Source organism: Chloroflexus sp. MS-CIW-1 (assembly GCF_030444705.1).
In the GTDB taxonomy this organism is placed as follows: Bacteria; Chloroflexota; Chloroflexia; order Chloroflexales; family Chloroflexaceae; genus Chloroflexus.
In genome coordinates this window covers 180,247-205,643 of sequence record NZ_JAUBWR010000003.1, presented here as the reverse complement: position 1 = coordinate 205,643, position 25,397 = coordinate 180,247, and the positions used below count along the sequence as shown (strand labels likewise).

Below are 25,397 nucleotides of genomic sequence, written 5' to 3'. Positions count from 1 at the left end.
TTTAGAGCACGGCGAGCAGCGCTCAATTTCCACCAGCCCATATTATAATTGCTGAAACCACACTGCGGCAGTCCATCACCAATCCCAATATCTTGAAAGGAATATTCAGACCCTTAAGGGCCGGGGCACGTGATCACGTGCCCTGCTACCTAGTGTCGTGCTAATCGGCTGTGCCTGACGCTGTCGCCGTAGTTGGCGTTTCGAGGGTACCTAACGGTCGCTTGAGCACATAGAGCATTGCGGCTGTAACGAGGGTACCTGCTAGGATGGCAACGATATACATCGGCAGATTACCAACCGCATTGGGGATAGGAAGAACGAAGATACCACCGTGTGGAACGGCTAACGTTGCCCCAAAGACCATTGAGAGTGCACCCGCAACTGCCGAACCAACCATGATTGAGGGAATAACGCGGAAGGGGTCTTTAGCGGCAAAGGGAATTGCCCCCTCAGTGATGAAAGAAATACCGAGTACGGCCGCAGCTTTTCCCGCCTCACGCTCTTCGGCGGAGAAACGATCCTTGAATAAAAAGGTTGCCAGTGCTAGGCCCAGTGGTGGGGTCATACCGGCAGCCATTACCGCAGCCATAGGTGTGGTTACCTGTGATGCCAGCAGGCCGGTCGCGAAAGTGTAAGCAGCTTTATTGACCGGCCCGCCCATATCGAAGGCCATCATTGCACCCAGGATCAGACCAAGGATCAGGGCACTGCTTTGCTCCATACTCTTAAGCCAGGCAGTTAGCGCATTAAGGGCTGAACTCACCGGTTGACCGATAACGTAAATCATCAGGAGACCAACAAAGAGCGAACTGAGCAAAGGGAGGATCAGAACGGGTTTGAGACCGGCCAATGTTTTGGGTAGGTTGAGATTCTGATTGAGCCACAAGGTGGCGTAACCGGCAATGAAACCGGCCAGAATACCACCCAGAAAACCAGAACCCGTTGCAGATGCCAGCATACCGCCGATCATCCCCGGAGCCAGGCCAGGCCGATCTGCAATTGAGAAGGCGATAAAGCCAGCCAGGATCGGTACCATGAGGGCAAAGGCAGATGGTGCACCGATCTGGAAAAGTGCCCAGCCCAATGAGCCACGATTAGTCTCTTCATAGACATAAATGCCGCCAAACGCGAATGCTAACGCAATTAACAAACCACCGGCAACCACGAATGGCAGCATGTAGCTTACACCGGTCATCAGATGTTTGTAAGGGCCAGCTATGCTGGCAGCACGTGCTGCTTTGGCTGCGGCAACCTGATCGACCAGATTTGATTGTGCTGCAGCACTTGTCTTTATCCTGGCCTGTTCAAGAGCAGCTTTAATCACCCCTACCCCGTCGTGTATTGCTGCTTTGGTGTTGGTTTCGTAGACCCGCTTACCGGCAAACCGACTGAGATCGACTTTGGTGTCGGCTGCGATAATCACCACCTCGGCAGCGGCGATGTCCGCTGCGGTCAGTGTATTCTCAGCGCCGACCGACCCTTGCGTTTCAACCTTGATCGTGTGACCAAGACTCTCCGCACCGCGCTGTAGCCCTTCTGCCGCCATAAAGGTGTGGGCAATTCCGGTGGGACACGACGTAATCGCGACAATAACGGCCATCTTTCTCCTCCCTTCAAGTTTGACAAACATTTATTGATCAACGGGTGTCAGTGTAGTGACAGCCGGATCAACCACTGTAACCATAACCCTGGCGGCCAAAGCGCGAAGTTCAGCGCGAGGCAGGAGATGTGCCCCAATCGAGCCAAGTGCTGCCAGTGAAAACGCCGTTGCCAGTTGGGCAACCTCTGTGAGTGATAATCCTTCCACCAGACCGGCAATCGTGCCGGCTACCATTGCATCACCTGCGCCGACGGTGCTACGCACCGTGACAGGAGGCGGTAGAGCATGCAACAATGTTGTGCCATTACTGAATATGGCTCCCCTCGCTCCCATTGATACGATTGCCAGCCTGATACCCATTTGATTAAGTCGACGGGCTGCCAGGCTTGCCGATTCTAGTCCATCGTGGTCAAGCAAAGTAATCTGGCGCAGCTCATCGATGTTAGGTTTTACGAGCGAAGGTTGGGCGGTCAGGCCGGCAGCTAGGGCTGGCCCACTGACATCAAGTGCAATGGCACGATTGAAGGTGTGTAACCGTTTAATCAGATCGGGAACAAACTCAACCGGTACACCTGGCGGTAACTTGCCGGCCAGTACAAACCATTCATGATCGGCGGCTAATTCATCAATCACATTGAGCAATGCGTCAAGTGCACCGGGTGGTGGTGGGAGACCGGGCAGATTAATATCCGTCGTTTGTTGATTAGCTTCATCGACAATTTTGATGCCAATGCGGGTTGCCCCTGGTACCCGGATAAAACGGTCGGTAATACCTTTGGTGGCAAAGTGGCGCTCAAAGATATGGGGATTCTCGGCGCCGAGCAGCCCTGTTGCGGTGACGTTCAGACCATAGTCGGCTAGAAATGAAGCAACATTTACCCCTTTACCACCAGCATCGCGTTGCATTGCTCGTGCTCGATTGACCGTATTCAGTTGAAAATGATCGACAAAAACAGTCTGATCGATAGCTGGATTGAGCGTAATGGTGGCAATATTCATAGGGCACGCACCTCCGCTGCGTTGCGACACGCCAGTGCTCGTTGCGCCAGATCACGCAATTCAACAGTGTTTAGACCGCGCAGATGCGCTTTTATGGTGGCAACACTGGGAATACTTACGCTCAATTCCTGAACCCCTAAACCAACCAGAATCGCTGCACCGAGTGGATCGCTGGCAATCCCGCCACAGACACCTACCCAGCGCCCGGCGCTAGCCGCACCTTCGACAGTACGGGCAATCATTCGTAGCACTGCTGGATGCAAACTGTCAGCTTGCCTGGCTAGCTCTGGATGCAACCTGTTCATTGCCAGGACGTACTGAGTCAGATCGTTTGTACCGATGGAGAAGAAATCAACTTCTTTCGCGAGGACATCAGCCAAAATTGCTGCCGATGGTACCTCTACCATAATGCCGATTTCAATTGGGGGCGCGTTCAGTTCAGTTCGTATCCGTTCGGCAATAGCTTTAGCTTGTTGCACTTCTTCCAGCGTTGCCACCATTGGAAACATCAGCTTGAGTGGGCCGTGCATAGCGGCACGGTAGATAGCGCGCAATTGTGGTTCAAACAGATCGGGTCGGCGCAGGCAAAGGCGCAAGCCACGGATACCTAGAAACGAATTGTCTTCACGGCGAATGTTGAGATACGGTGCTTCCTTATCGCCGCCAATGTCGAGGGTGCGGATAATCAGCGGACGCCCGGCCATTGTTTCCACCACTGCCCGATATGCCAGATATTGCTCTTCCTCGTCAGGTGGGCTGTTGCGGTCGAGGAAGAGAAATTCGGTGCGCATTAGACCAATGCCATCAGCACCGGTTTCGATGGCACGCACTGCATCGGCTACCCGGTTTACATTTGCAGCTACTTCGATACAAACACCATCGCGGGTGATAGCCGGTTGATGGCGAGTAGCGAAGGCGGTGGCTTGTTCTTGTTCGCGACCGGAACGTAAGGCATGAGCTGTCTCGACATCGCTTTCCGATGGCTGTAGATAGAGCTTGCCACGAAAGCCATCAAGGATTGCTGGAGTGCCATCTGCTGTATCGAGCACTGCGCTGCCGGCAGCGACAACTGCCGGTAAACCCAGCGAACGAGCAATGATAGCCGTATGTGAGGTGGGGCCGCCAAGCGCTGTGCAGAGACCCAATACATTATCGGGGTCGAGCGTGGCGGTATCTGAAGGTGTTAGGTCATCGGCGATCAGGATTGCCGGTTCGGTTAGACTGATAAATGGCATGTCACCCAGGCCAAGGAGATGCTGTAGCACGCGCTGCCCAACATCGCTTAGATCAACGGCCCGCCCGGCTAACACCGGGTCGTCGAGTTTTTCGAGCTGAGCAACCCGCATCGCGATAGTCTGTTGCCAGGCCCATGCTGCACTGTGACCATCGAAAATCCGACTGACCGTTTCACGGATCAGAGTAGGATCGGTCAGTAATTCAGTGTGCGCACGGAAGATTGCTGCGCGTGATGATCCAAGCCGACGGGAGACTTCGCTCGCCACACGCTCGAGTTCACTGCGGGCTGCACTGATGGCCTGCTCAAGTGCTGCTGTCTCGCTTAAGCGATCCCCAGGATGATCGGTAATCACGATAGGGGTACGGCGATAATGCCGTATCGGTCCGATCGCCAGTCCTTCAGCGGCTGCAATACCATGGATTGTTGTAGCAACGTGTTGTGGTTCCCAATCGCGATAGGCTATGTTCCGGTGGTTGATCGATGTGTCAGCGTTTGTTTCCTCCCCTATGCCGGAGTCAATCAGTTCTTTGAGGGCCATCAAAGCTTCTTGAGCATCAGGACCTTGCGCAGAAATTGTAATCGTTGCCCCGGTCGTGATCCCCAACTGCAATAGACTGAGCAGACTCTTACCATCAGTGACGTTCTCACCGTAACGTATCCGAATGCGAGCCTGGAAGCGCCGTGCTGTTTCCACAAAGGTAGTGGCCGGACGCACATGCAGGCCAGTCAGGTTGCGGATAACTACCTGTACTGAATGCTCGTAATCGGCAAGGGACGAGGTCGGCGATGGTGGACGGGTACCGGTTAGTGCTTCAACAATGTCGGCAGCATTGTTGGTTTGACATAATTGTTTCACCAGGTTCGCATCGCCGAGGACGTGAGTCAACCGGCGCAATACGTCAATGTGCTCAGCAGAACGAGCAGCAATTCCAACGATCAAATAAGCGGTTTCACCCTTGTTCCACGTTACTCCGTTTGGGATTTGCAGAATAGCAATGCCGGTTTCAATAATCAGATCGCGGTCTTCAGGTCTGCCATGCGGAATAGCGATCCCGTTGCCCAGAAACGTATTGGCCAGCTCTTCGCGGGCCAGCATACTCTCGATGTAGGCGGGTTGAATATGACCGGCCTCTACTAACACCTGCCCAACTTGGCGGATGGCATCAATTTTTGAGGTTGCGAACGCTCCGATGCGAACACACGCCGTACTTAGCTTTATCATACACACTCCCCTGTGTGGTAGCCTGCGCGAGCTGAATGACCTGTTTTATCGCTCCGTTGCGGTCAATCGACAACGCGCCGGACAGGGAAGCGTGTAGATCAGGCGTGGTTGCCGATTTCACCAGCGGTAGATGGGCTGCAAGCTGAACGATTTCGTTTGATGGTTGTATCATACCATATGTTTTCGTTTTGTCAAGATTTGATTTTGTTATTTTGTTGAAAAATTTTGTTTGTTTTCGTTTTGGTTTCGATGGCGATACAAGCGCAGCATGTGTTGCTTACCCTAGAGTATGGGCCAAGACTGACAACCAGTCTACTCTTCCCCAGACATTTTTAAAGTATCCATCCAACTCAGCAGCAGTGAGAGATCGGCAAGTGGAAAGCGAAACGAGCGCAGCAGGGTGTGTAGAAAAGGCGGCTCCTGTTCTGTCGGTGGTGGTCTGCGGCCAAAAGCCGCTGTCTTGCAGGCTTGGTTTGCGAAAACTGTGTACAATCCTACCAGATGAAAGGCGGTAAACGGATATGGTCATTGCTGCACAAGGTTGGTAGTTATGATCCACGGTCTGTGTTGACAGTATTGGTATCAGCACCCTGGAGGTAGCACATGGAACAGAGCATTTTTTCGCCACTCGCATTTTTGCGCCGCTGTGTCGGTGACGTGGCGCAATCTGGGTATTTGGATGAATACCAGGGGTGGTGGGAGCGTGAGGGGAAGAGGATTTCGGCTGCGGTTGATCGTGCCGGGACACCCTGGTTGCGTATGTTTGATAGCGTAGGTAAGCGTGTCGATGAGATTCTCTATCCGCCCGACTACTGGCAGATGCTCAGGCGAGGGTATCAAGCCGGTGTTGTCTGGCGTGTCTTTGCTGAACATTCGCTCATCCCGCACTACTTGTTGGGCTATCTTACCTCTTTTTACGATGCTGGCCTGTATTGTCCGTATACCGTTTCGCTCTCGACAGCAGTACCGTTAGCGAAATACGGCACCGAAGCGGTAAAAGCTCGTTTCTTGCCCGCGATGCTGCGTCGCGATGAGACGGTCTGGCAAGGTGCAACCTGGATGACCGAGATCGGTGGTGGCTCCGATCTCGGTGCTACGGTGCAGACGACAGCCGTTCAGGCGGCGGATTGCTGGTATTTGAGCGGTGATAAGTATTTTGCCAGTAATGTTGGTGCAGAACTGGCCGTGGTTGCGGCACGGCTGGCGTCTGGCCCGGCTGATATTCGTGGTCTGGGGCTATTTCTCGTTCCGCGGTACCGTGCAGACGGTAGTCTCAACTATACAATTCGGCGTCTCAAAGATAAGATCGGTACTCGTTCGGTTCCAACCGGTGAAGTAGAATTGCGGCACAGCGAGGCTTATCTCTTGGGGTTAGCAGAGTGGGGGATTTATCTTATCCTTGAAACACTCAACCTCTCGCGGGTCGCAAATAGTGTCGGAAGTGTTGCTCTGGCACAACGAGCACTGGCCGATGCTATAGACTATGCCCATCGTCGGCAGGCTTTTGGTAAGCCAATTGCTGAACATCCACTTCTTCGTCATCAGATCGAAAAACGAGTCGTTGCGTTAGAAGCAGCTTTTGCGTTAGCCTGGGAGGCGGTACGGCTGCTCGATCAGCTCTGGCAGGCAACCCCTCGTTATCTAGAACAGTACCATCTCTTTCGTTTGCTTGCGCATTTAGCGAAATACTGGACGGCTGAATACGCGGTGCAGACGGCCAAGTGGGCAATGGAAATATACGGAGGCATTGGCACTCTGGCCGAGTTTGGGGTTGAGCGTTGGCTGCGTGATGCTATGATTCTGCCAATCTGGGAGGGAACTCCGCATCGTCAAATCCTGGATGGTCTGGAAGTGATGGAGCGCAAAGGAGCGCATCGGATGCTCTTTCAGTATCTTGCACCCTATGCCCAACCCGAAGCGTGGGCAGCGATGCAAAGTCGCGTGGAAGCACACCTTGCTTTACCGCAAGACGAAAAAGAGGCCGGTGCGGAAGACTTGTTCCGTGAGCTGGCCTCCTTTACGGCTCATACCTTGCGCATGCGCGGATTGTAGTTCTGCACCCGCTATGCTTCAGCGCGTAATGCTTGACGCTGTTCATGCTGACGACGTACAATAACATCGTAAGCAAACGAAACGTTCTGCAACTGGAGATCATTTTATGCAAACCGATGAAAGCGTGGTCGGTGAACGTAGTCCTCTCATGCTTGATCGACGAAGCCGGATTGCCGAAGTCGTGCGCCAACGAGGGTCAGTACGAGTCAACGAACTGGCCGACATGTTTGGCGTGACGCCGGTAACGATTCGCAACGATTTGGCTGCTCTTGAACGTGAGGGGGTGTTGCTCCGTGATCACGGCGGTGCTGTGGCATTACCGGCAACCAGTGCATTAATTGCTTTTGAGCAACGGGCTGGGATTCGGCTTGAGGCCAAAGCCCGTATTGGCGCCGCAGCCGCTCAATTTGTCCAGCCTGGTGACACGATCTTGCTCGATGCCGGAACGACCGTCGTTGAAATGGTGAAGCATCTACGTCAGCGCACACCACTTACGGTCGTGACCAACGCCCTCAATATTGTTATCGAACTGCGCCATCTTAGCGATGTGCAGGTCTGGATGCTGGGTGGGACCGTTAATTATGCCACCTTTGGTACTCTGGGCCCCCTGGTTGAGCAAAGCCTCGGTGATCTGGTGGTGGAAAAGCTGTTTTTGGCTGCCGAGTCGGTTGATTCAGGATACGGTGTGACCGATTCAACCATCGAGATTGCCCAGACCAAGCGAGCAATGGCGCGGGCAGCACGACGGATTATCTTGCTTGCCGATTCGAGCAAGTGGCAGCGGCGTGGGTTTATCAAGGTTCTTCCTTTAGAGTCGATTGAGACGATTATTACCGATACCGATCTACCGGACGAGGAGCGGCGGCGCATCGAAATGGCCGGTGTGCAATTGGTGCTGGTCTGAGGCAGTCGCACGCCTCTCACCTGACTATTGTTAGAATTACACTAGAACTTTTCATCGATCATTGACACGCCTCCGCTAGCGTTTCAAAATATAAACAGTGCGGAAGTTCTGTTCCGCGGAGCAATGTGGAGACGTGCTATGAATGATGAGACGGTGCGGGAACAGACGACTGCTGAGGCTGATATTCAATCGCCGGATCAATCTACCGCTGAGTTGATAGAGACGCTGCCGCTCATTCCACTCGAGGGCGCAGTGGTCTTTCCACATATTGTCGTCAGCTTGACGCTCGATGAGTTGGGAGTCGCTGCTGCCGAAGCAGCGGCTAGTGAAGGGCGCTATGTCTTGCTCGTTGCCCGGCGGCCCGATGCTCCAGCCGACGCTCCCATTACTGAGCGATTGTTCAAAGTGGGGGTCGTGGCCCGGATCGAGCAGTTCGGAACGTTGCCAAATGGCGCAAGTGGTGTGGTGGTGCGCGGGTTAGTGCGTGCCGAATTAGGTGAAGCCGTCCAAACCACGCCTTACCTGCGCTTTCGATTCACCCGACGGCCTGATGTGTTCGAGCGCACTCCTGAACTCGAACAGTTGATGGTTGAGGTGCACGCAGCGATTGATGCTGTGCTCGAATTGCGCCCCGGTGTAACCCAAGAGATTCGCAACTTTGTGCGCTCGATTGACGATCCCGGTCATCTGGCCGACAACACCGGCTATTCGCCCGATTACACGTTTGCCGAGCGTCAGGAATTGCTCGAGACCTTTGATGTGGTCGAGCGGCTGCGGAAGGTACTCAACTTTTACCGGAAGCAATTTGCGTTGCTTGAAGTGCAGGCCAAGCTGCGGCAAGAGGTACAAGAGAGCGCCGCCAGGCAGCAACGAGAGTTCTACCTGCGTCAGCAATTGCGGGCTATCCAGAAAGAGCTGGGTGAAGATTCGAGCGAAGCTGCTGAACTTGATGACCTGCGCCAGAAGCTAGCCGCTGCCGATCTTCCAGAGGTGGCGCGCAAAGAGGCTGACCGTGAGTTGAATCGGTTGGCGCGGATTAATGCTAGCTCACCAGAATATCAGATGGTGCGCACCTACCTTGAGTGGCTGGCCGAGTTGCCGTGGAATAAGTATACCGGTCAACCAATCGATATTGCTTTTGCCCGTAAGGTACTCGACGAAGACCATCATGGTTTGCAGAAGGTTAAGGAGCGCATCCTCGAGTATCTGGCCGTCAAACAGCGACGGGCCACCCTCGGCGAAGAGAATCTGCGCGCCAATCGCGAACCTATTCTGGCGTTTGTCGGACCGCCTGGCGTAGGCAAGACCAGCCTGGGGCAGAGCATTGCCCGTGCGCTTGGGCGCAGTTTTATCCGCATGAGCCTGGGTGGCGTTCGTGATGAGGCAGAATTGCGTGGCTTTCGCCGTACTTACATCGGCTCACAGCCAGGACGGATTATTCAGGAATTGCGCCGCGCCGGTACTGCCGATCCGGTTATTTTGCTCGATGAGATTGATAAGCTCGGCATCGACTACCGCGGCGATCCGGCAGCCGCGCTGCTTGAGGTGCTCGATCCCGAACAAAACCACACGTTTACCGACCATTATCTCAATCTGCCGTTCGATCTCTCGCGTGTGCTCTTCCTGGCTACGGCCAATACGTGGGACACGGTGCCGCCAGCCTTGCGTGACCGGATGGAAGTGATTGAACTGTCGGGGTATATCGAAGATGAGAAGGTGCAAATTGCCCTGAGTCATCTTGTGCCGCGCCAGTTGCGGGCTAATGGCTTGCGCCCCGAAGAAGCAGTCGTGAGTGAAGAGGCGCTCCGTTGCATCATCAACGAGTATACCCGTGAGGCGGGGGTGCGCAATCTCGAGCGCTCGATTGGGGCAGTGCTACGCAAAGTGGCACGTCGCCTTAGTGAAGGTGAGATTGATCCGGCAAGTCTACCCTTTGTCGTTGATGCCGCATTCGTGCGGACTGCGCTAGGGCGGCCACGGTTCACAAATGAAACCCGTGAGCGAATCGATCAGCCTGGAGTTGCGATTGGCCTGGTCTGGACGCCGGTCGGTGGAGATATTATTTTTGTGGAAGCTAGTGCGGTAGAAGGGAAGAAAGAACTTATCATCACCGGTCAACTAGGCGAGGTGATGCGGGAGAGTGCTGAGGCTGCGCTGACGTATGTGCGTTCGCGTGCCCGTTCGCTTGGTATCGAGCCGAATTTCTTCGAGACGCACGCCATTCATATCCACGTACCGGCAGGGGCAGTGCCGAAAGATGGTCCTTCGGCGGGGATTACGATGGCGACAGCACTGGCTTCAGCCGCAACTGGTCGTCTGGTACGCGATGACATTGCGATGACCGGTGAGATTTCGCTGCGCGGGCGGGTGTTGCCAATCGGCGGTATTAAAGAGAAGGCGCTCGGCGCACATCGGGCCGGTATTCGGACTATTATCTTGCCTAAACGCAATCTGCTCGACCTCGAAGATTTGCCCGCAGCCGTGAGTGCTGAGATGACCTTCATTCCGGTTGAGACCCTTGATGAAGTGTTAAGTATTGCCCTCTTACCGCCAGATGATGTGACAACGACCCTTTCTGTTCCTCAGCGGAGCGATGCACTGACACCGGCTGCTTCCTGAGCGGAACCCCCTCACCTTCCCCCCCTGCCCCCCTCCTCTCCCACGCTGCGGGAGAGGAGGGGGGAGATTGTGTCCCTCACCTTCCCCTTCCCCTTCCTCTTCCACGCTGCGGGAGAGGAGGGGGGAGATTGTGTCCCTCACCTTCCCCTTCCCCTTCCTCTTCCACGCTGCGGGAGAGGAAGGGGAGAGATTATGTCCCTCACCTTCCCCTTCCGCTTCCTCTCCCACGCTGCGGGAGAGGGGCTGGGGGTGAGGGCAGCCCCTCACCTTCCCCCTTCCGCTCCCACCAGGCGGGAGCGTAGGGGGGATGCGCGGAGCAGGGGCGATCCTGCGGCTGTCCAAATCACCCCTCTCCCGCAGCGCGGGAGAGGGGCTGGGGGTGAGGGCTATCCGCAGCGCGGGAGAGGGGCTAGGGGTGAGGGCAGCCCCTCACCTTCCCCTTCCTCTTCCACCAGGCGGGAGCGTAGGGGGGAAGAGCGGAGCAGGGGCGATCCTGCGGCTGTCCAGATCACCCCTCTCCCGCAGCGCGGGAGAGGGGCTAGGGGTGAGGGCTATCCGCAGCGCGGGAGAGGGGCTAGGGGTGAGGGCTATCCTTACATAATCTCCTTACGCCGCTGAACATCGCGTAAAAGATACTATGGCAGCCACTGTTCCAGCCGATACGCACTGTCCCAGAACATCCACTCGAGGCGTGATGAATAGATAAAGGCATCGCGCATGCGCTGTTGTTGAGTCGCCGAGACCTGTTCGGCGAGGTTGTTGGTCAGCGCAATTGCCTGTTTGACCACCTCATCAAATTCTTGTCCGGCGTAGGTGTCGATCCACTTCTGATAGGGGTTGTTGGGGGCTGCTCGACGGTAGATGTCGTGACCGACTTCCCGATAGATCCAGAAACAGGGCAGGAGTGCCGCCATCCCTTCTTCATAACTACGAGTAGCTACGGTAGCCAGTAAGAAATTGGTATACGCAAAGCATGCAGGTGCTTGTTGGCGGGTTGGCGTATCGATCCCAAATTCGCGGAAATAGGTGTTATGCAACGAACGTTCGACAACCGCTACCCCTTCAGCAAAGTGAACAAACTGAAGAATCGCAGCTTCGTCAGGTGATCGTCCGGCCATTGTCGCTAGCGCTCGCGCAAAATCAGCCAGGTAGAGCGCGTCTTGCTGCATGTAGAAGGCGAATTTCTCGCGTGGGAGTGTACCCTGGGCCAATTCTTCATTAAAGGGGTGCTGAATAATCGCCTTGTAGATGTCGGTAATCGATTCCCAAAGTGTTTCGGTGAAACGCATCACAATCCTCCCTGCGTCTAGATGAGGCACTTGCCCGCAGGAAGCACATTGCACGAGAGGGGAAAAGCGGCGATACCGGGGGATATTGTTCAGATCCGTTCCGATTTCCTACGCCGGCATTACCCGGATCAGGTGCAAGGGTGCCTCTCAGCCTCGCATACATCGCGAAGCGCCCCTACGGAACATTTATAATATATCCGAAGACGAGCGTGCGTGTCAAGCGTTTTTTGGGTTCTTCAGGGCTGCTCGAAGTGTTCAGGTTTTGGTTGAGTTTGTTAACGGATGTTGTTCGTACCCGCATAACGAGACCACCGGTTTGCGTCGGATGGACATGTGAGAAAAGAACCCTTTGGAAGCGGGCATAATGAGAAGATTAGGAAATGAGAGGGACTGATGCTCTTGCTAACACCCTTCCGCTTTCCGTGAAGGTGAAGAAGAACCGCGCATCCCGGCACATCTCCTTTCCCTGCCCCTAGTGGGAGATTGAAAGGGGGTTGGGGGAAGGTGAGGAGGGGAAACTGTTCCTACCGTGCACTGCGTTGACGGCATGCTGATAGCGGGTGGAACAACGTGCAACCGTGGGGTTGCGAAAGACATTCCCTGGCGAACACCGACAAAACCCAAAAACGCTGGTGTTAACCTCTAATAAATGCTGTTAACCCGCTTACGGCGAGTCTATCGTGAACCATTGCGACAAATGCCTGAGTTGCCGCACAACGATAGCCGTGGTGGCGGAAGAGGAACCCAACCGTTCGTCGTGGGGTTGGGTCTACAAGTGGAATGCCAATAAGGTCGGGTTGATTACATAACACGAAAGAAGGTAACACAGTAGCCACTGAGAGTTGCCGTACCGCAGCCAGAATATTGCTAATCGTATTCATTTCGACCAGTACCTGTGGCTCTATTCCTGCCGTGTGGGCGCAACGATCCCACAACCGCCGGGTACAGAATGCAGGCGAGAGCAGGATCAACGGCTGTTGGTGTAACGCCTGTACCGGTACTTGCGGAAGATGTGCCCACGGATGCTGCCTGCCAACGATCAGAACCAGCTCTTCCGTGAACAAGTCTTCACCTACAATTCCACTCGTCTCAGCAGGAGTGAAACTGATACCAAGTTGTAGTCGGCCTTCGGCTACACCCTGCTCAATATCGCTGGCCGCTAACTCTTCAATGTGTAGACGAATAGCTGGATAGGTTGTGGCAAAAGCCGCGACGAGATCTGGGATCAGGTAGGCGTTCACCGTCTGTACCACACCGATCTGTAGAACCCCCCGTTGTAAACCGGCCAGTTCAGCAAGTGCGGTTTGCGCTTCCGCCAATTCTTGCAAGGCACGACGAGCATGGGTGGCGAGGATTTCTCCAGCGGCAGTCAGGCGAATGCGTCGTCCGATTCGTTCAAGTAGCACTGCGCCGATTTCCTCTTCGAGCAACTTGATCTGTTGCGATAGAGCCGGTTGTGAAATGTAGAGCTTTTCAGCGGCACGGGTAAAGTGTCCTTCATCGACGACAGCCAGGAAATAACGTAGTTGGCGAAGTTCCATAGTCTGATAAGTGTAACTTATTGAAAAGATAAGAACCTTCTATTTTACTTATCATCATAGCGCGTCTAGACTGATCTTGTCAAACGCAGGATAAGGATTAAGAACAAACCAGGGAGGGTAGCGATGAGTGATGTAAGTATTCCCGGCTACACATATGGTACGGCGGCAGTAGCCCAATCGCCGATCAGTGAGGAAGAATTTGCTTTGCTGAAACAAACCGTGTTGTGGAGTGATGAAGACGAGCAGTATTTGCGCATGGCGGGTGAGGTGCTTAAAGACCAGGTCGAGACGATCCTCGATCTGTGGTACGGTTTCGTCGGTTCACACCAACATCTGCTCTACTATTTTACCGGTCCTGATGGTCAGCCAATCGAACACTACCTGGCACGAGTGCGTCAACGTTTCGGGCAGTGGATCCTCGATACGTGCCAGCGCCCTTACGATCAGGATTGGCTGAACTATCAGATGGAGATTGCGCTCCGTCATTACCGTACCAAGAAGAATCAGACCGATGGCGTGTCGTCAGTACCGATGATTCCATTGCGCTATATGATTGCCTTCATCTATCCCATTACCGCGACGATCAAAGATTTTCTCGCTCGTAAAGGGCATTCGGCTGCCGACGTGGAGCGTATGCATCAGGCATGGTTCAAGTCGATTGTCCTGCAAGCAACGTTGTGGAGTTATCCATATGCTAAAGAAGGCGATTTCTGAGCAGAGACCGCGATAAATCCCTTGTCGGACGTGATACGGGTGTGATACCATTCTCCCCTGCCAATGCCGTATCCCTGGCGGTCCTATCCCTCCGGCAATGCCGACCCTCGGCGGTGTCGGTAAGGGTTATCGTCTAGGTCTGAGGTGTTTCAGTTATTATGTCCGTCCCCGCAACCGGAGGGATGGGCGCCGACCCCGCCTTCACCGGTGTGCTTAGACGCTCACCGCTCTTGCCCGTCGCACACCACCTAACGTCCGCCGGAAGCCTGCGTCCCCAAGGCACGCGGTGAATAGTGGAGCTTATTGTGCGCGGACGAACAATCTTCATGAATGAACACGGCCCAACACTGAGAACGCTAAACAGCCACTATTGGTGTGCTGATGCTTGACAGATGCCACAACAGCAGCATATAATATCGCTCAACTACCGTCACGTGATCGGTAAAACAAATGAATATGTGTGTATGAGGGAGCTCGGGGAGCCGGGCTGAGAGGATGGTCACATCCACCATCGACCTCATGAACCTGCTCTGGGTAATGCCAGCGAAGGGAATACACCGTTGTACTGCCGTTCCTATCCGGTATTCACGCCACCCTTCGCGGGTGGCGTTTTTAGTTGGAGGAAGGGTATGTCACTACAAACTCGTTTGCGCGAATGGCTACCGCGCTTGCAAGCTCCTCCCGCATGGGGTATTGATCCTGTGCCTGCCGAGCATCGTCGGTTGCGCTGGTTCGACATCTTTGTGCTGTGGTCGAGTCTTGGTGTTGGGTTACTGGTGTTGGAAGCAGGAGCCTTGTTGGTTCCTGGCTTGAGTTTGCTGCAAGCATTACTGGCAATTCTGGTCGGGACAGCAATTGGCACCCTCTTGCTAGCGCTGGTTGGGATATTGGGAAGTGAGCACGGTATCCCCACGATGGTTCTGCTCCGCTCGGTGTTTGGAAAGCAAGGTTCTTACCTGGCAACGATCTTTAACGTTGTGCAACTGGTGGGCTGGACAGCCTTCGAGCTGTGGGTGATTGGCTTAGCTGCCGATCAGGTCGGGCAAGCCTTGTTTGGTGTGAGTAATCGTACTCTCTGGGTAGCAATCTTCGCGGTCTGGTGTACCCTGCTCGCTCTCGGTGGTCCCCTTGTCGTAGTGCGAGAATGGCTAGAGAAGTTTGGTATCTGGATTGTGTATGCGGTAACAATCTGGATGACGATCTACCTGTTCACTCAGTACGACATTCTGGCGCTGTTGAGTCGACCAGGGACTGGCGAGATGCCATTTTGGTTAGGTGTTGATCTGGTAGCGGCAATGCCTATCTCCTGGATACCGCTCGTAGCCGATTATAACCGGTTTGTCCGTCGCTCGAAGGATAGTTTCTGGGGGACATACCTTGGTTTTGCGCTGACCAATATCTGGTTTTATAGCCTTGGCGCACTCTTTTTGTTAACCGCAAATGTGAGTGAGCCAACCCCTGAACATCTCATCACGGCGATTATGGCGATGACGGGAGGCATCGTGGCGTTGGCGGTCATTCTGGTTGATGAGACCGACAATGCGTTTGCCGACATCTACTCGACAGCAATTTCGATCCAAAATGTCTTTCCGCAATTTAACCAGCGTCTCTTGATCATCCTTACCGGCGTCATCGGTTTTATCTTCGCAACCATCCTCACCATGAGCGAATACTTCAACTTTTTGCTGTTGATCGGTTCGCTATTCGTACCGCTCTTCGGCATCGTACTGGCAGATTATTTCGTAGTGCGTCGCTGGGGATTGGCCGAAGAAGCTGGTGAATGGCGGATTAGTGCTCTGGTCGCGTGGTTGGCGGGTATCTTGATCTATCAAGCGATTACGCAGTGGGCACCGCAAATCGGGGCTAGTATTCCCTGTTTTCTACTGACATTCTTGTTGTACACCGGTTTACGTCGGCTCTGGCAACAGCGGCTGGTGCGTGTCTCGCGTGAAGGATGACAAGTGGGAAGGACAGGGGCGGTTACCGAAGTTTTTGGTGAGCGAAGGTCAGAGCCTTCGTTCACCGGCCATCGCAAACCTCTCTGCAAGACAAATGACCTGATCGTTTACCGGTATTTACTAAGAGAAAGGAATGGCCGTGAAGACACGTTTTATTGCTCAGGCGGTCGTACTTATTGCACTGGGGGTGGCATTAGCGCCGTTTACCTCATTTCCGGTCGGTATCGCCCGTATCAATCCTACCCAACACTTCATTAATGTGATCGCTGCTGTGTTGTTGGGTCCGTGGTGGGCAACCGGTATTGCTGGTGTGATTGCCGTGTTGCGCATTTCGATGGGGGTTGGTACAGTCCTGGCCTTTCCAGGTGGGATGATCGGGGCGTTGCTGGCCGGTCTGGTCTTCCGTTTCACGCGCAATATCTATCTGGCCGCCCTGGGTGAGATTGTCGGTACCGGTATTATCGCTGCCCTCGTAAGTGGCCTATGGGTTGCGCCGGTCTTTATGCAAAAGTCAATGGCGCTGAGCCTGCTGATCGCTTCGTTTCTCGGTAGTACCATCGTCGGATCGGCAATTGGATTAATCGTTCTCAAAGCGCTTGAGCGTGCCGGTGTGGTTCGTCTTGTCGAGCAACGTGGGAGTGTCAATTGACCGGTAGCCAGATTGAAGTTCGCCGTTTCTCCTATCGCTATCCGCAGTTGGGATCGCAATGGGCGTTGCGCAACATCGAAGCGCAGATCAACGCTGGCGAGTATGTGTTGCTCTGTGGAGCGAGTGGCAGCGGTAAATCGACACTTGTGCGGGCACTCACTGGCCTTATTCCTCACGGGTACGATGGGGTTATTGAGGGTTCAATCGTGATTGACGGGGTTGATACCCGCAGCCGACCGCTCGCCGAGTGGTTGATGACGGTCGGTGTGGTGTTTCAGTCACCGCAGTGGCAACTCTTTAACAGCACCGTTACCCGTGAGCTGGCCTTTGGCTTAGAGAGTCTGGGTTGTCAACGACAAGTGATGCGGCAGCGGATTGATGCAGTCGCTGCTCAGCTTGGTATTGAACATCTGCTTGAACGCAACCCACAACAACTCTCTGCGGGTGAACAGCTTCTGGTTGCGTTAGGGACGGTGCTGGTGGTTGGTGCACGGATTATTGTTCTCGATGAACCGTTTGCCAATCTCGACGGTATGCATGTGGCCCAGGTGCAAGCGATCCTGCGCACACTACATCAACAGGGCGTGACGATCATTGTAGCCGAGCATCGTCTTGGCCTGGTTGCTGCCGATGCCACCCGGATGATCGTTTTGCACGAGGGGCAGATTGTGCTCGATGGACGACCCGCTGACGTTTTGGCTCACGATATTCGTCGATTCCATCTCGAACCACCGCTACCGACGCAGATCGGTCGCGTTTTGGGTCTTGATCCGCTGCCGCTTACGGTTGAAGCATTGCTGGCGCGAGTTGATCGGCAGCAGTTTATGGAAGTGTATCAGCCATCAGTTGTGACCCTTCAGCGGGGCAATGGCTCGCCCCTACTTCGCACACACCAGCTCACTTACGCTATCGGGCAACGGCAACTGCTCGATAGCATTGATTTGCAAGTACATGCAGGTGAGAGTGTAGCTATTGTTGGCGCTAATGGTGCTGGTAAAACCACGCTGATCAAACACTTCAACGGCCTCTACCGTCCACAACACGGTCGCGTGAACGTATTGGGTCGCGATACACGCACGACACCAGTTTCGGAACTAGCGCGATCAGTAGGAATGGTATTCCAACATCCTGATGATCAACTGTTTTGCGCTAGCGTGCGTGATGAGGTGGCAATTGGTGCCAGAGTGATGGGTGTCTTCGATCCGGCGCGGCTGAGAGATGTTTTGCAAGCACTTCAGCTTGAACCGCTTGCCGACCGGTCGCCCTTCGCGCTCAGCGCTGGCGAGAAACGGCGTCTGACGCTGGCTGCAGCAATGCTGATCGATCCGCCCATTCTGGTACTCGATGAACCAACCACCGGTCTCGATTGGCCTGCTCGCCAGACATTAGCAACGTATATTCGTGAACAGACTGCCGCTGGCCGAACGATCGTGATGGTTACTCATGATCTGGATTTTGCCGGTATGGTGTCATCGCGCTGGTTGGTGATGGCTGGCGGACGATTGATTGCCGACGACTCTCCGCTCGCTATCGTCAGCGATCCGGCTTGTATCGCTACGGCTAAGCTGTTGTTGCCCGAACGTTACCGACTTGCATTGGCGTTGCAGAGCAGCGATTCAGCGTCAACGACGATGATCCGTCAGGATGAGGTACCGTATGCCGGCTCTGCAAATTGATCCACGAGCGAAAATGGTGATCGCATTGATCTGGACGGTCGCGATGACGATGGTTGAGAGTATTGCGGCCCTGATCTTGGGCCTGATCCCGATCATTATCATCGTCTACTGGAGCAAACAACAGCAGGCGTTTGCGCGCTGGCTTCGGCTGGCTATGCTGATGATTGCCGGTTGGGTAGTGATTGCCTTTCTCACTCTCGATTGGCGGATGGCAGTGCTGATTGGCTTGCGGATTCTAGTGCTGGCGGGGATCTTTTTCGTATTCCTGCGCACCACCTCACCGGAAGACTTGGGTGGCGCGTTGCAGCAGATGGGGGTTCCGTTTTCCATCACCTTCCTGCTCACCTCTTCCTTGCAGTATGTTGGCGTGATGGAACATCGCATTCGCCAGATTATCGACGCTCAACGGGCGAGGGGTATTCCGCTAGAGCCGGGGTGGCATGCGCTCCGTTTTTACCCGGCATTACTCGTTCCGCTTCTGGTGCAATCTTTAATGGCTGCCGAACATCTAGCGGCGGCAATGGAGGTACGTGGGTTCAGTCGATCAGGTCGTAGTCAACTGGTCACGTATCACTGGCGCTCTCGCGACACGCTGGCTGTTGGGGTCACGTTGCTGGCAGCGCTGTTGATCTGGTTTCAATGTTGAGTGAAAGGAGCATGACACAACATGTCAACGATGTGATATACTCTCTGACCTGATGAGCAGATAATCCCCGTGTTCATCTCGGATAGTGCTTCAGCACTAGATTACATAAAACGAGTTTTGTGCCATGTCGTGCACAGCAGCAACAGAGGCGATCAATGGGCTGATCGCGCTTGGTAGGGTTTGTTTGTGTTCGGGAAGTTCTGAGATGTTCTGGAGGTGACCATGGTGTACAGATGGCGTATTACGTGGACGATGCTACTGGTCGTGACAGTCATCATCTTTGCCGGATGTGGTGCGCAACAGTCGCAAGGGTTGCCAACAACCGTACCTGCAACAGAAGCGACGGCTGTTTCTCAACCAACTGTAGAACCAACCACGATACCGATGCCAACGGAAGTACCAACTGCAGCGCCAACATCTAAGGAGAAACAGAAACTCACGATTCTTTCCTGGCAGGCGGTGACGACGCTTAACCCGCATCTAGCAACTGGCGTCAAAGACTTTAACGGCGCCACTGTTATTCTCGAACCGCTGGCCCGCTACAATGAGAACGATGAGTTAGTACCATTTCTGGCGGCCGAGATACCAACAATAGAAAATGGTGGTATCGCGCCCGATGGTACCAGCATAACCTGGAAGATTAAACCGGGCTTGAAGTGGTCGGACGGCAGTGATTTTACGATTGATGACATTATCTTTACCTGGCGCTACTGTGCCGACGAAACAACCGGCTGTACCAACAAGACATCCTTTGACCCGATTGCCAACATCGAGCAGATTGACGAGACGACCTTCAAGATCACGTGGAAGGAACCCAACCCCAATCCGTACATCTCCTTTGTTGGCTCGGCTGGTATGATCCTGCAACAGAAGCAATTCGCGAATTGCATTGGCTCGGTTGCGAATACCGATGCCGAATGCCAGGCAGCTAATTTGGCGCCGATAGGTACCAATGCCTGGAGGCTGAAAGAGTTTCGTCCGGGCGATACCGTGATCTACGAGCGCAACCCTTTCTATCGCGATGCCGATACGGTTTTCTTCGATGAAGTTGAGTTGAAAGGAGGAGGTGATGCAGCCTCGGCAGCGCGTGCGGTCTGCACCACAGGAGAAGGTGATTTTGCATTGAACTTACAGGTACCCAAAGCAGTTCTCGAACCGATTCTGAAAGATGGTACTTGCGATGTAATTGCCGGTGGCTCAACAGGAGGTGTAGAGCGGATTGTGATCAACTTTGCCAATCCCGATCCAGCATTAGGCGACAAGCGTAGTGAGCCTGATCAGCCACATCCATTCCTGACCGATCCGGTTGTGCGGAAGGCGATCGCGCTGGCGATTGACCGCAAGGCCATTGCCGAACAGCTCTACGGCCCGACCGGTGCGCCAACCTGTAATTTGCTCGTAGTGCCAGCAAGTGCCAATTCGCCTAACACCACGTGCGAGCGCAATGTTGAGGAAGCAAAACGCCTGCTAGATGAGGCCGGTTGGGTGCTTAAGGGTTCCGTGCGTGAAAAGGATGGGGTGAAGTTAGTTGTTACGCTTCAGACCAGCATCAACACCTTACGCCAGAATACCCAGGCCATTATTAAATCAAACCTGGCAGAGATCGGGATTCAGACCTACCTTAAAGCTATCGATCCCGCTGTCTTTTTCAGTGGCGATCCAGGGAATCCTGACACCCTGAACAAATTTTACGCCGATCTGCAAATGTACACCTTCGGCCCAAGCTCGCCTGATCCGCAATCGTATCTGGAGGGTTGGATTTGCGCCGAAGTAACTTCATCGGCTAACCGCTGGAATGGAAATAACGTCAGCCGTTACTGCAATCCGGCCTACGACGAACTCTTTGACCAGTTGAAGAAGGAATTTGATCCACAGCGTCGTATGGAACTGGCGATTCAGATGAACGATCTGCTGGTCAACGACATTGTGGAAATACCGTTGATCAACCGGTATACACCGGCGGTCAAGCTAAAGAATCTGATCGGCCCAACGTTCAACACGTTTGACAGCAGTTTGTGGAACATCGCAACTTGGCGACGAATTCCGTAGCGGGGAGCCAGGGTAAGACGGGTTGAGCACCTGCCCGGTTGATACGGCGATTATGGACTGCTGAAGCCATGCTTCAGCAGTCTATCCTACACTTCGGCTCTCGTTCGGTATAGTAGGAACCGATCGGCTGGCGCATCAGCGCACCATCGTTACACCCAAGCCCCCGCGTGCGGGGGGAGACCGAGGCTACGGCCTGGGTACGCGGGCCACTGGCCCGCCTGGTGCGGAGGGCGGGGGGGTATTACCTGGGTTCGCGGACCACCGGCCCGCCTGGTGCGGGGGGCAAAACCATCGTCACCCCCTGGCCCCCGCGTGCGGGGGGAGACCGAGGCTACGGCCTAGGTCCGCAGGCCACTGGCCCGCCTGGTGCGGGGGGACGAGGGGTATTACCTGGGTACGCGGGCCTCTGGCTCGCCTGGTGCAAAGGGCGGGGGGTATTACCTGGGTACGCGGGCCTCTGGCCCGCCTGGTGCAAAGGGCGAGGGGTATTACCTGGGTACGTGGGCCACCGGCCCGCCTGGTGCGGAACGTCTACTGACAGCGCGTTGGATTATTGGCCTGCTCAAATACCCGCTCAAACTCGGCAAGATACGCTGCGGCTAGGGTGGGGTCATCGATAATCAACAGGTTCTCGTCGTTCCTGCGCTCAGCCCGGCTGGTGAAGTTGTACGAACCGGTAATCACAATCCGTTCATCAATCACGATCACCTTGTGGTGCATCGTATAGCAATTCCCATCGGGCAAGACATTCAAACCTGCGTCTCGCAACGGGCCGAATTCAGAACCAACACCCTCAGCGTTGCGTTTCTCGAAGACGCCGCGTACCGGAATACCGGCCTGGTGACGAGCAATCATCGCGCTGGCAATCTCGTCACTGGTGAATGAAAAGGCCATAAACACCACCGACCGGCGGGCATTGGCGATGAGTTCGACAATGCGGGTTGCCGGTCGTTCTCGTGGCGTGAAGTAGTTCTCAATCGTGGCCTGCGCAGTGGTGAGGCGTGAGAACGGTGTCGTAGCTTGCTTGCTGTTGCCAAACCGACCAGCCGCCATCTCGGCAAACTCGACGCGATAGTTTTCAACGATTGCCGGTATCGTGATCCGCAGCAGATTGTTGTTGTTGCGATAGGTGTCGTTTATTGTCACATTCCACGAGCCAGTCCAGACAATGCGCTGATCGATAATGATAAACTTACTGTGTAAGAAGGCTGTTGTTTCTTCCCAGCTTATCGGGATACCTGCCGCTTCGATCATACCGGCGAATTTCGCATCAACCGGGTCTTCCAGACTTTCACGGTCGAGGGCCAGATGGACGCGCACACCGCGTCGGTGAGCGGCAACCAGCGCCTCGGCGACCGGCTGCAACGTGTATTCAAACGTTGCCAGTTCAATGCTCTGACGTGCATTGGCAATGTCGGTCAGAATATCGCGCAGAAATGGCGGCGTGACCCGATTGCGCGGTACATCCGGGTAGACCAGCGATGGAGTGGTAAAATAGACCGCGATCTCGCCGCTGGTATCAGGTTTGGACTGGGTTTCAATACCGAATATTGCCGGATCAAGACCAAAACGGCGCAGATCAATAATCCCGGCATTGATTAGATAGCCGAGGGCGAGCAGCAGAAACAGCAGAATGATTTGGGTACGATTGAGCCTGATCCGACGGGGTTGCGAAGGAGGTGACTTACGACTCATACGTTTCTCGATAGGCGACGACCCAGATGGGCCAGTAGGCTAAGCGGTAATGCGGCCAGCCAGCGACGCGGGTATGGCGGTGTCGTTGTTGTCGGCGGTGGGTTGTCGCTGACAGGCGTTGCGGCCGCCTGTTCGACAGTACCACCCAAGACCGGTACAACTGACGATACCGGTACCATCTGTGCCAACAGGCGTTCGGCGGTCGAGACCGAACCATCGGCCTGTAGTGCAGCGCGCACTGCTTTCCGAATCGCCAGCGCTACCTCTTCGGCGCTGGATTCGTCATCAACTGTGCGCGTCAATTCAATGGCCCGTGCCGTTGCCCATTGCAACCACTGTCTGGCCTGTTCATCGTTCAGGCCAGCCGTCAATCGCTCATCCTCCTGTAAGGCCTCTACCGCCAGGCGTTGGATTGGTGTCAGCTCACGGCTCATATCCTTACCCGGTGTTACAAACGTGAACGCGGATCGAGTGCATCACGCAATCCGTCACCGACAAAATTAATGCTGAGCACGGTAAGAAAGATCAGAGCGCCGGGGAAGAGGGCAAGCCACGGCGCAGCCTGCAAATACTGACTCCCGTCGGTCACTAATCGGCCCCACGTTGGTGTATCAGGCGGGAAGCCAACACCCAGGAACGACAGCGTTGACTCGGTAATGATCGCACTCCCGACTTCCAGAGTCGCGGCCACGATAATTGGGCCGATAGCGTTGGGCAGAATATGACGAAACATAATTGCCGGACGACTGACCCCTAGCGCAATCGCTGCCTCGACGAATTCCTTCTCTTTGAGCGAGAGGAAGGTCGCCCGCACAATGCGCGCCGTGCTCATCCAGGCCAGACTACCGATCACCGTCACCACAATCGTGAAGATACCGGCTTCAGGCGATCCCATGAGTTGAATGACCGGATCGCGGAAAAGATAGACTACCAGGAGGGTCAAGGGAATGACCGGTAGTGACAAAAAGAGATCGGTGATGCGCATTAAAATCTGATCAACCACTCCACCCAGAAAACCAGCCGTCGCCCCAATGATCGTTCCCAGCGAAATCGCAATTGCCATAGCGGTCAAGCCGACCAACAGCGAAACGCGACCACCGTAAAGGGCCCGTGCCAGCAAATCGCGGCCAAGGTCATCGGTCCCAAACGGATGGATTGCGCTTGGCCCTGACAGAATATTAAGAAAATCGAGATGATCAATCGCGGTCTGCAAATCAACCCGATCCTGGATGAAGGGTGAGCCAATAGCCTCTAATTCGGCGGCCAGCCTTGGTACATAAACATATGGCCCCACAAACGAGAACAAGGCCAATGTGAACAAGGCAATGACGCCGATCATGGCCATCCGATGCTTGCGAAAACGCCGCCAGGCATCACTGAGTAGGGTACGTGGCCTGGGTGATAGCCGGCTCGTCATTTGTTGCGCACGGGTACTTACTGACAGCCCCACTGTGCCATTCATCTCTATTTCAGACATAGCTAAACCCCTTCCGGTCGGTCAGCGTGTAATCTCTAGGAATAGCGTACTCGTGGATCGAGCACACCGTAAAGAATATCAGCGATCAGGTTGAACACCACCGTCAGAATGGCAAAGATAAAGGTCAGGGCCATCACGACTGGCGTATCGGAATTGTTGATCGAAGTGATCAGCAATGCCCCTAATCCGTTTACCCGGAAGAGATTCTCAGTAATAATCGCACCGGCAAAAATTGTCGGGATACCCAGCGCAATCAGGGTGACCACCGGTATCAGACTATTTCGTAACACGTGACGTAGCACAACCATCCGATCACTCAGACCTTTTGCCCGTGCCGTGCGCACATAATCGAGTGACAGATTATCAAGCATTGATGAGCGCATAAAGCGGGTGAGCGCAGCCGTCTGCTGTACAACTAGCACCGTCACTGGTAAGGTCATCTGGCGTACCTGCTGAGTAAAGGTTTCCCAATCAACAACCTGAAGCGTAGTGTTGTATACGATTGGAAACCAGCGCAAATTGATCGCAAATATCAGCATCAGTACCAGACCGGTAAAGAACGACGGTACTGAAAAACCGATAAACGCAAAAAAGGTGGCAACATTGTCAAAAATCGAATACTGCTTAACCGCTGAAATAATTCCTATCGGAATAGCGAGGAGCACGGCGATCAGATACGCCGTACCGACGACGGTTAGCGTTTGTGGCAATCGTTGCCAGATTAGGTCGATCACTGGGCCGCGAGTGCCAAATGAAAAGCCCCAGTCACCGCGCATTAATGAGGTGAGCCAGCGCACGTAGCGCTCTGGCCAGGGTCGGTCAAGCCCAAATTGAATCCGGATTAGCTCGCGGGTTGATTCGGGAATTGCCGGGTTCAATGCGAATTGGGCAAGTGGGTCGCCAGGGGCAAGCGCAAGCACGGCAAAAATAACAAAGCTGATGATCAAGAGCGTTGGAATAGCAATCAAAATCCGTCGAATAATGTATTGCAACATAGTCGTTGCCCCTGTTTTATTTCATTCCAAAAGGCCACCCTCACCTACCCCCCCCAGCCCCCCTTCCTCTCCCAC

General features: G+C 54.4%; 18 protein-coding genes and 2 riboswitches. Of the genes, 9 read left to right on the top strand and 9 right to left on the bottom strand.

Annotated features, from left to right (window positions below):
- Positions 1–160: 160 nt before the first annotated feature.
- From QTO31_RS17990 to ptsP, 3 genes are read right to left on the bottom strand one after another with little or no spacing between them, the layout of a single operon-like run.
- The gene (locus tag QTO31_RS17990) at positions 161–1,600 is read right to left on the bottom strand and encodes a PTS fructose transporter subunit IIC (protein ID WP_301430490.1); all 1,440 of its coding nucleotides are present in this window, start codon (positions 1,598–1,600) and stop codon (positions 161–163) included.
- A gap of 30 nt (positions 1,601–1,630) precedes the next feature.
- Positions 1,631–2,599, bottom strand: coding sequence for a 1-phosphofructokinase (gene pfkB / locus QTO31_RS17985; RefSeq protein ID WP_301430489.1), 969 nt, complete (start codon positions 2,597–2,599; stop codon positions 1,631–1,633).
- Positions 2,596–5,058: a phosphoenolpyruvate--protein phosphotransferase gene (ptsP, locus tag QTO31_RS17980; RefSeq protein ID WP_301430488.1), complete on the bottom strand. Its 2,463-nt coding sequence runs from the start codon at positions 5,056–5,058 to the stop codon at positions 2,596–2,598. The genes pfkB and ptsP overlap by 4 nt, the downstream gene beginning before the upstream one ends.
- A 603-nt stretch (positions 5,059–5,661) precedes the next feature.
- On the opposite strand from ptsP, the gene QTO31_RS17975 reads away from it, so the two are divergent.
- The 3 genes from QTO31_RS17975 (at position 5,662) to lon (ending at position 10,633) form a co-directional block, all read left to right on the top strand.
- Positions 5,662–7,110, top strand: a complete 1,449-nt coding sequence (locus QTO31_RS17975) for an acyl-CoA dehydrogenase family protein (RefSeq protein WP_301430487.1) — start codon at positions 5,662–5,664, stop codon at positions 7,108–7,110.
- A gap of 106 nt (positions 7,111–7,216) precedes the next feature.
- Positions 7,217–8,014, top strand: coding sequence for a DeoR/GlpR family DNA-binding transcription regulator (locus tag QTO31_RS17970; RefSeq protein WP_031460008.1), 798 nt, complete (start codon positions 7,217–7,219; stop codon positions 8,012–8,014).
- A gap of 138 nt (positions 8,015–8,152) precedes the next feature.
- Entirely contained in the window at positions 8,153–10,633 is a 2,481-nt protein-coding gene (gene lon / locus QTO31_RS17965) for an endopeptidase La (RefSeq protein ID WP_301430486.1), read from the top strand.
- Between the two features lie 635 nt (positions 10,634–11,268).
- Here the strand turns inward: lon and tenA are convergent.
- Entirely contained in the window at positions 11,269–11,922 is a 654-nt protein-coding gene (tenA, locus tag QTO31_RS17960) for a thiaminase II (protein ID WP_031461404.1), read from the bottom strand.
- Positions 11,923–12,009: 87 nt separating this feature from the next.
- A riboswitch (TPP riboswitch) is annotated at positions 12,010–12,109 on the bottom strand.
- 448 nt (positions 12,110–12,557) lie between these two features.
- Positions 12,558–13,463 (bottom strand): transcriptional regulator CynR, encoded by a 906-nt coding sequence (gene cynR, locus QTO31_RS17955; protein WP_301430485.1) that lies wholly within the window; start codon positions 13,461–13,463, stop codon positions 12,558–12,560.
- Between the two features lie 123 nt (positions 13,464–13,586).
- Here cynR and QTO31_RS17950 point away from each other — a divergent pair, with 123 nt between their 5' ends.
- The 6 genes from QTO31_RS17950 (at position 13,587) to QTO31_RS17925 (ending at position 21,155) form a co-directional block, all read left to right on the top strand.
- Positions 13,587–14,177, top strand: coding sequence for a protoglobin domain-containing protein (locus QTO31_RS17950; protein WP_301430484.1), 591 nt, complete (start codon positions 13,587–13,589; stop codon positions 14,175–14,177).
- A 456-nt stretch (positions 14,178–14,633) separates the two neighbouring features.
- Positions 14,634–14,746: riboswitch (TPP riboswitch) on the top strand.
- A 60-nt stretch (positions 14,747–14,806) separates the two neighbouring features.
- Positions 14,807–16,135, top strand: coding sequence for a putative hydroxymethylpyrimidine transporter CytX (gene cytX / locus QTO31_RS17945; protein WP_301430483.1), 1,329 nt, complete (start codon positions 14,807–14,809; stop codon positions 16,133–16,135).
- A 133-nt stretch (positions 16,136–16,268) separates the two neighbouring features.
- The gene (gene thiW, locus QTO31_RS17940) at positions 16,269–16,784 is read left to right on the top strand and encodes an energy coupling factor transporter S component ThiW (RefSeq protein ID WP_031460850.1); all 516 of its coding nucleotides are present in this window, start codon (positions 16,269–16,271) and stop codon (positions 16,782–16,784) included.
- Positions 16,781–18,460 carry an ABC transporter ATP-binding protein gene (locus tag QTO31_RS17935; protein WP_301430482.1) on the top strand — a complete coding sequence of 560 codons (1,680 nt, stop codon included), beginning with the start codon at positions 16,781–16,783 and terminating at the stop codon, positions 18,458–18,460. Before thiW ends, QTO31_RS17935 begins: the two co-directional genes overlap by 4 nt.
- The gene (locus tag QTO31_RS17930; RefSeq protein WP_301430481.1) at positions 18,441–19,106 is read left to right on the top strand and encodes an energy-coupling factor transporter transmembrane component T family protein; all 666 of its coding nucleotides are present in this window, start codon (positions 18,441–18,443) and stop codon (positions 19,104–19,106) included. Before QTO31_RS17935 ends, QTO31_RS17930 begins: the two co-directional genes overlap by 20 nt.
- A gap of 222 nt (positions 19,107–19,328) precedes the next feature.
- Complete coding sequence (locus QTO31_RS17925) at positions 19,329–21,155, top strand: peptide ABC transporter substrate-binding protein (RefSeq protein WP_301430480.1); 1,827 nt, start codon at positions 19,329–19,331, stop codon at positions 21,153–21,155.
- Between the two features lie 531 nt (positions 21,156–21,686).
- Here the strand turns inward: QTO31_RS17925 and QTO31_RS17920 are convergent.
- Genes QTO31_RS17920 through QTO31_RS17905 form a run of 4 tightly spaced genes read right to left on the bottom strand, consistent with a single transcriptional unit; the run spans position 21,687 to position 25,322 of the window.
- Positions 21,687–22,850 carry a phospholipase D-like domain-containing protein gene (locus QTO31_RS17920; RefSeq protein ID WP_301430479.1) on the bottom strand — a complete coding sequence of 388 codons (1,164 nt, stop codon included), beginning with the start codon at positions 22,848–22,850 and terminating at the stop codon, positions 21,687–21,689.
- A complete protein-coding gene (locus QTO31_RS17915) occupies positions 22,847–23,284 on the bottom strand; it encodes a hypothetical protein (protein ID WP_301430477.1) in 438 nt (145 codons plus the stop codon). Before QTO31_RS17915 ends, QTO31_RS17920 begins: the two co-directional genes overlap by 4 nt.
- A 14-nt stretch (positions 23,285–23,298) precedes the next feature.
- The gene (locus QTO31_RS17910) at positions 23,299–24,327 is read right to left on the bottom strand and encodes an ABC transporter permease (RefSeq protein ID WP_301430476.1); all 1,029 of its coding nucleotides are present in this window, start codon (positions 24,325–24,327) and stop codon (positions 23,299–23,301) included.
- Positions 24,328–24,362: 35 nt separating this feature from the next.
- Positions 24,363–25,322 (bottom strand): ABC transporter permease, encoded by a 960-nt coding sequence (locus QTO31_RS17905; protein WP_301430474.1) that lies wholly within the window; start codon positions 25,320–25,322, stop codon positions 24,363–24,365.
- Positions 25,323–25,397 lie beyond the last annotated feature (75 nt).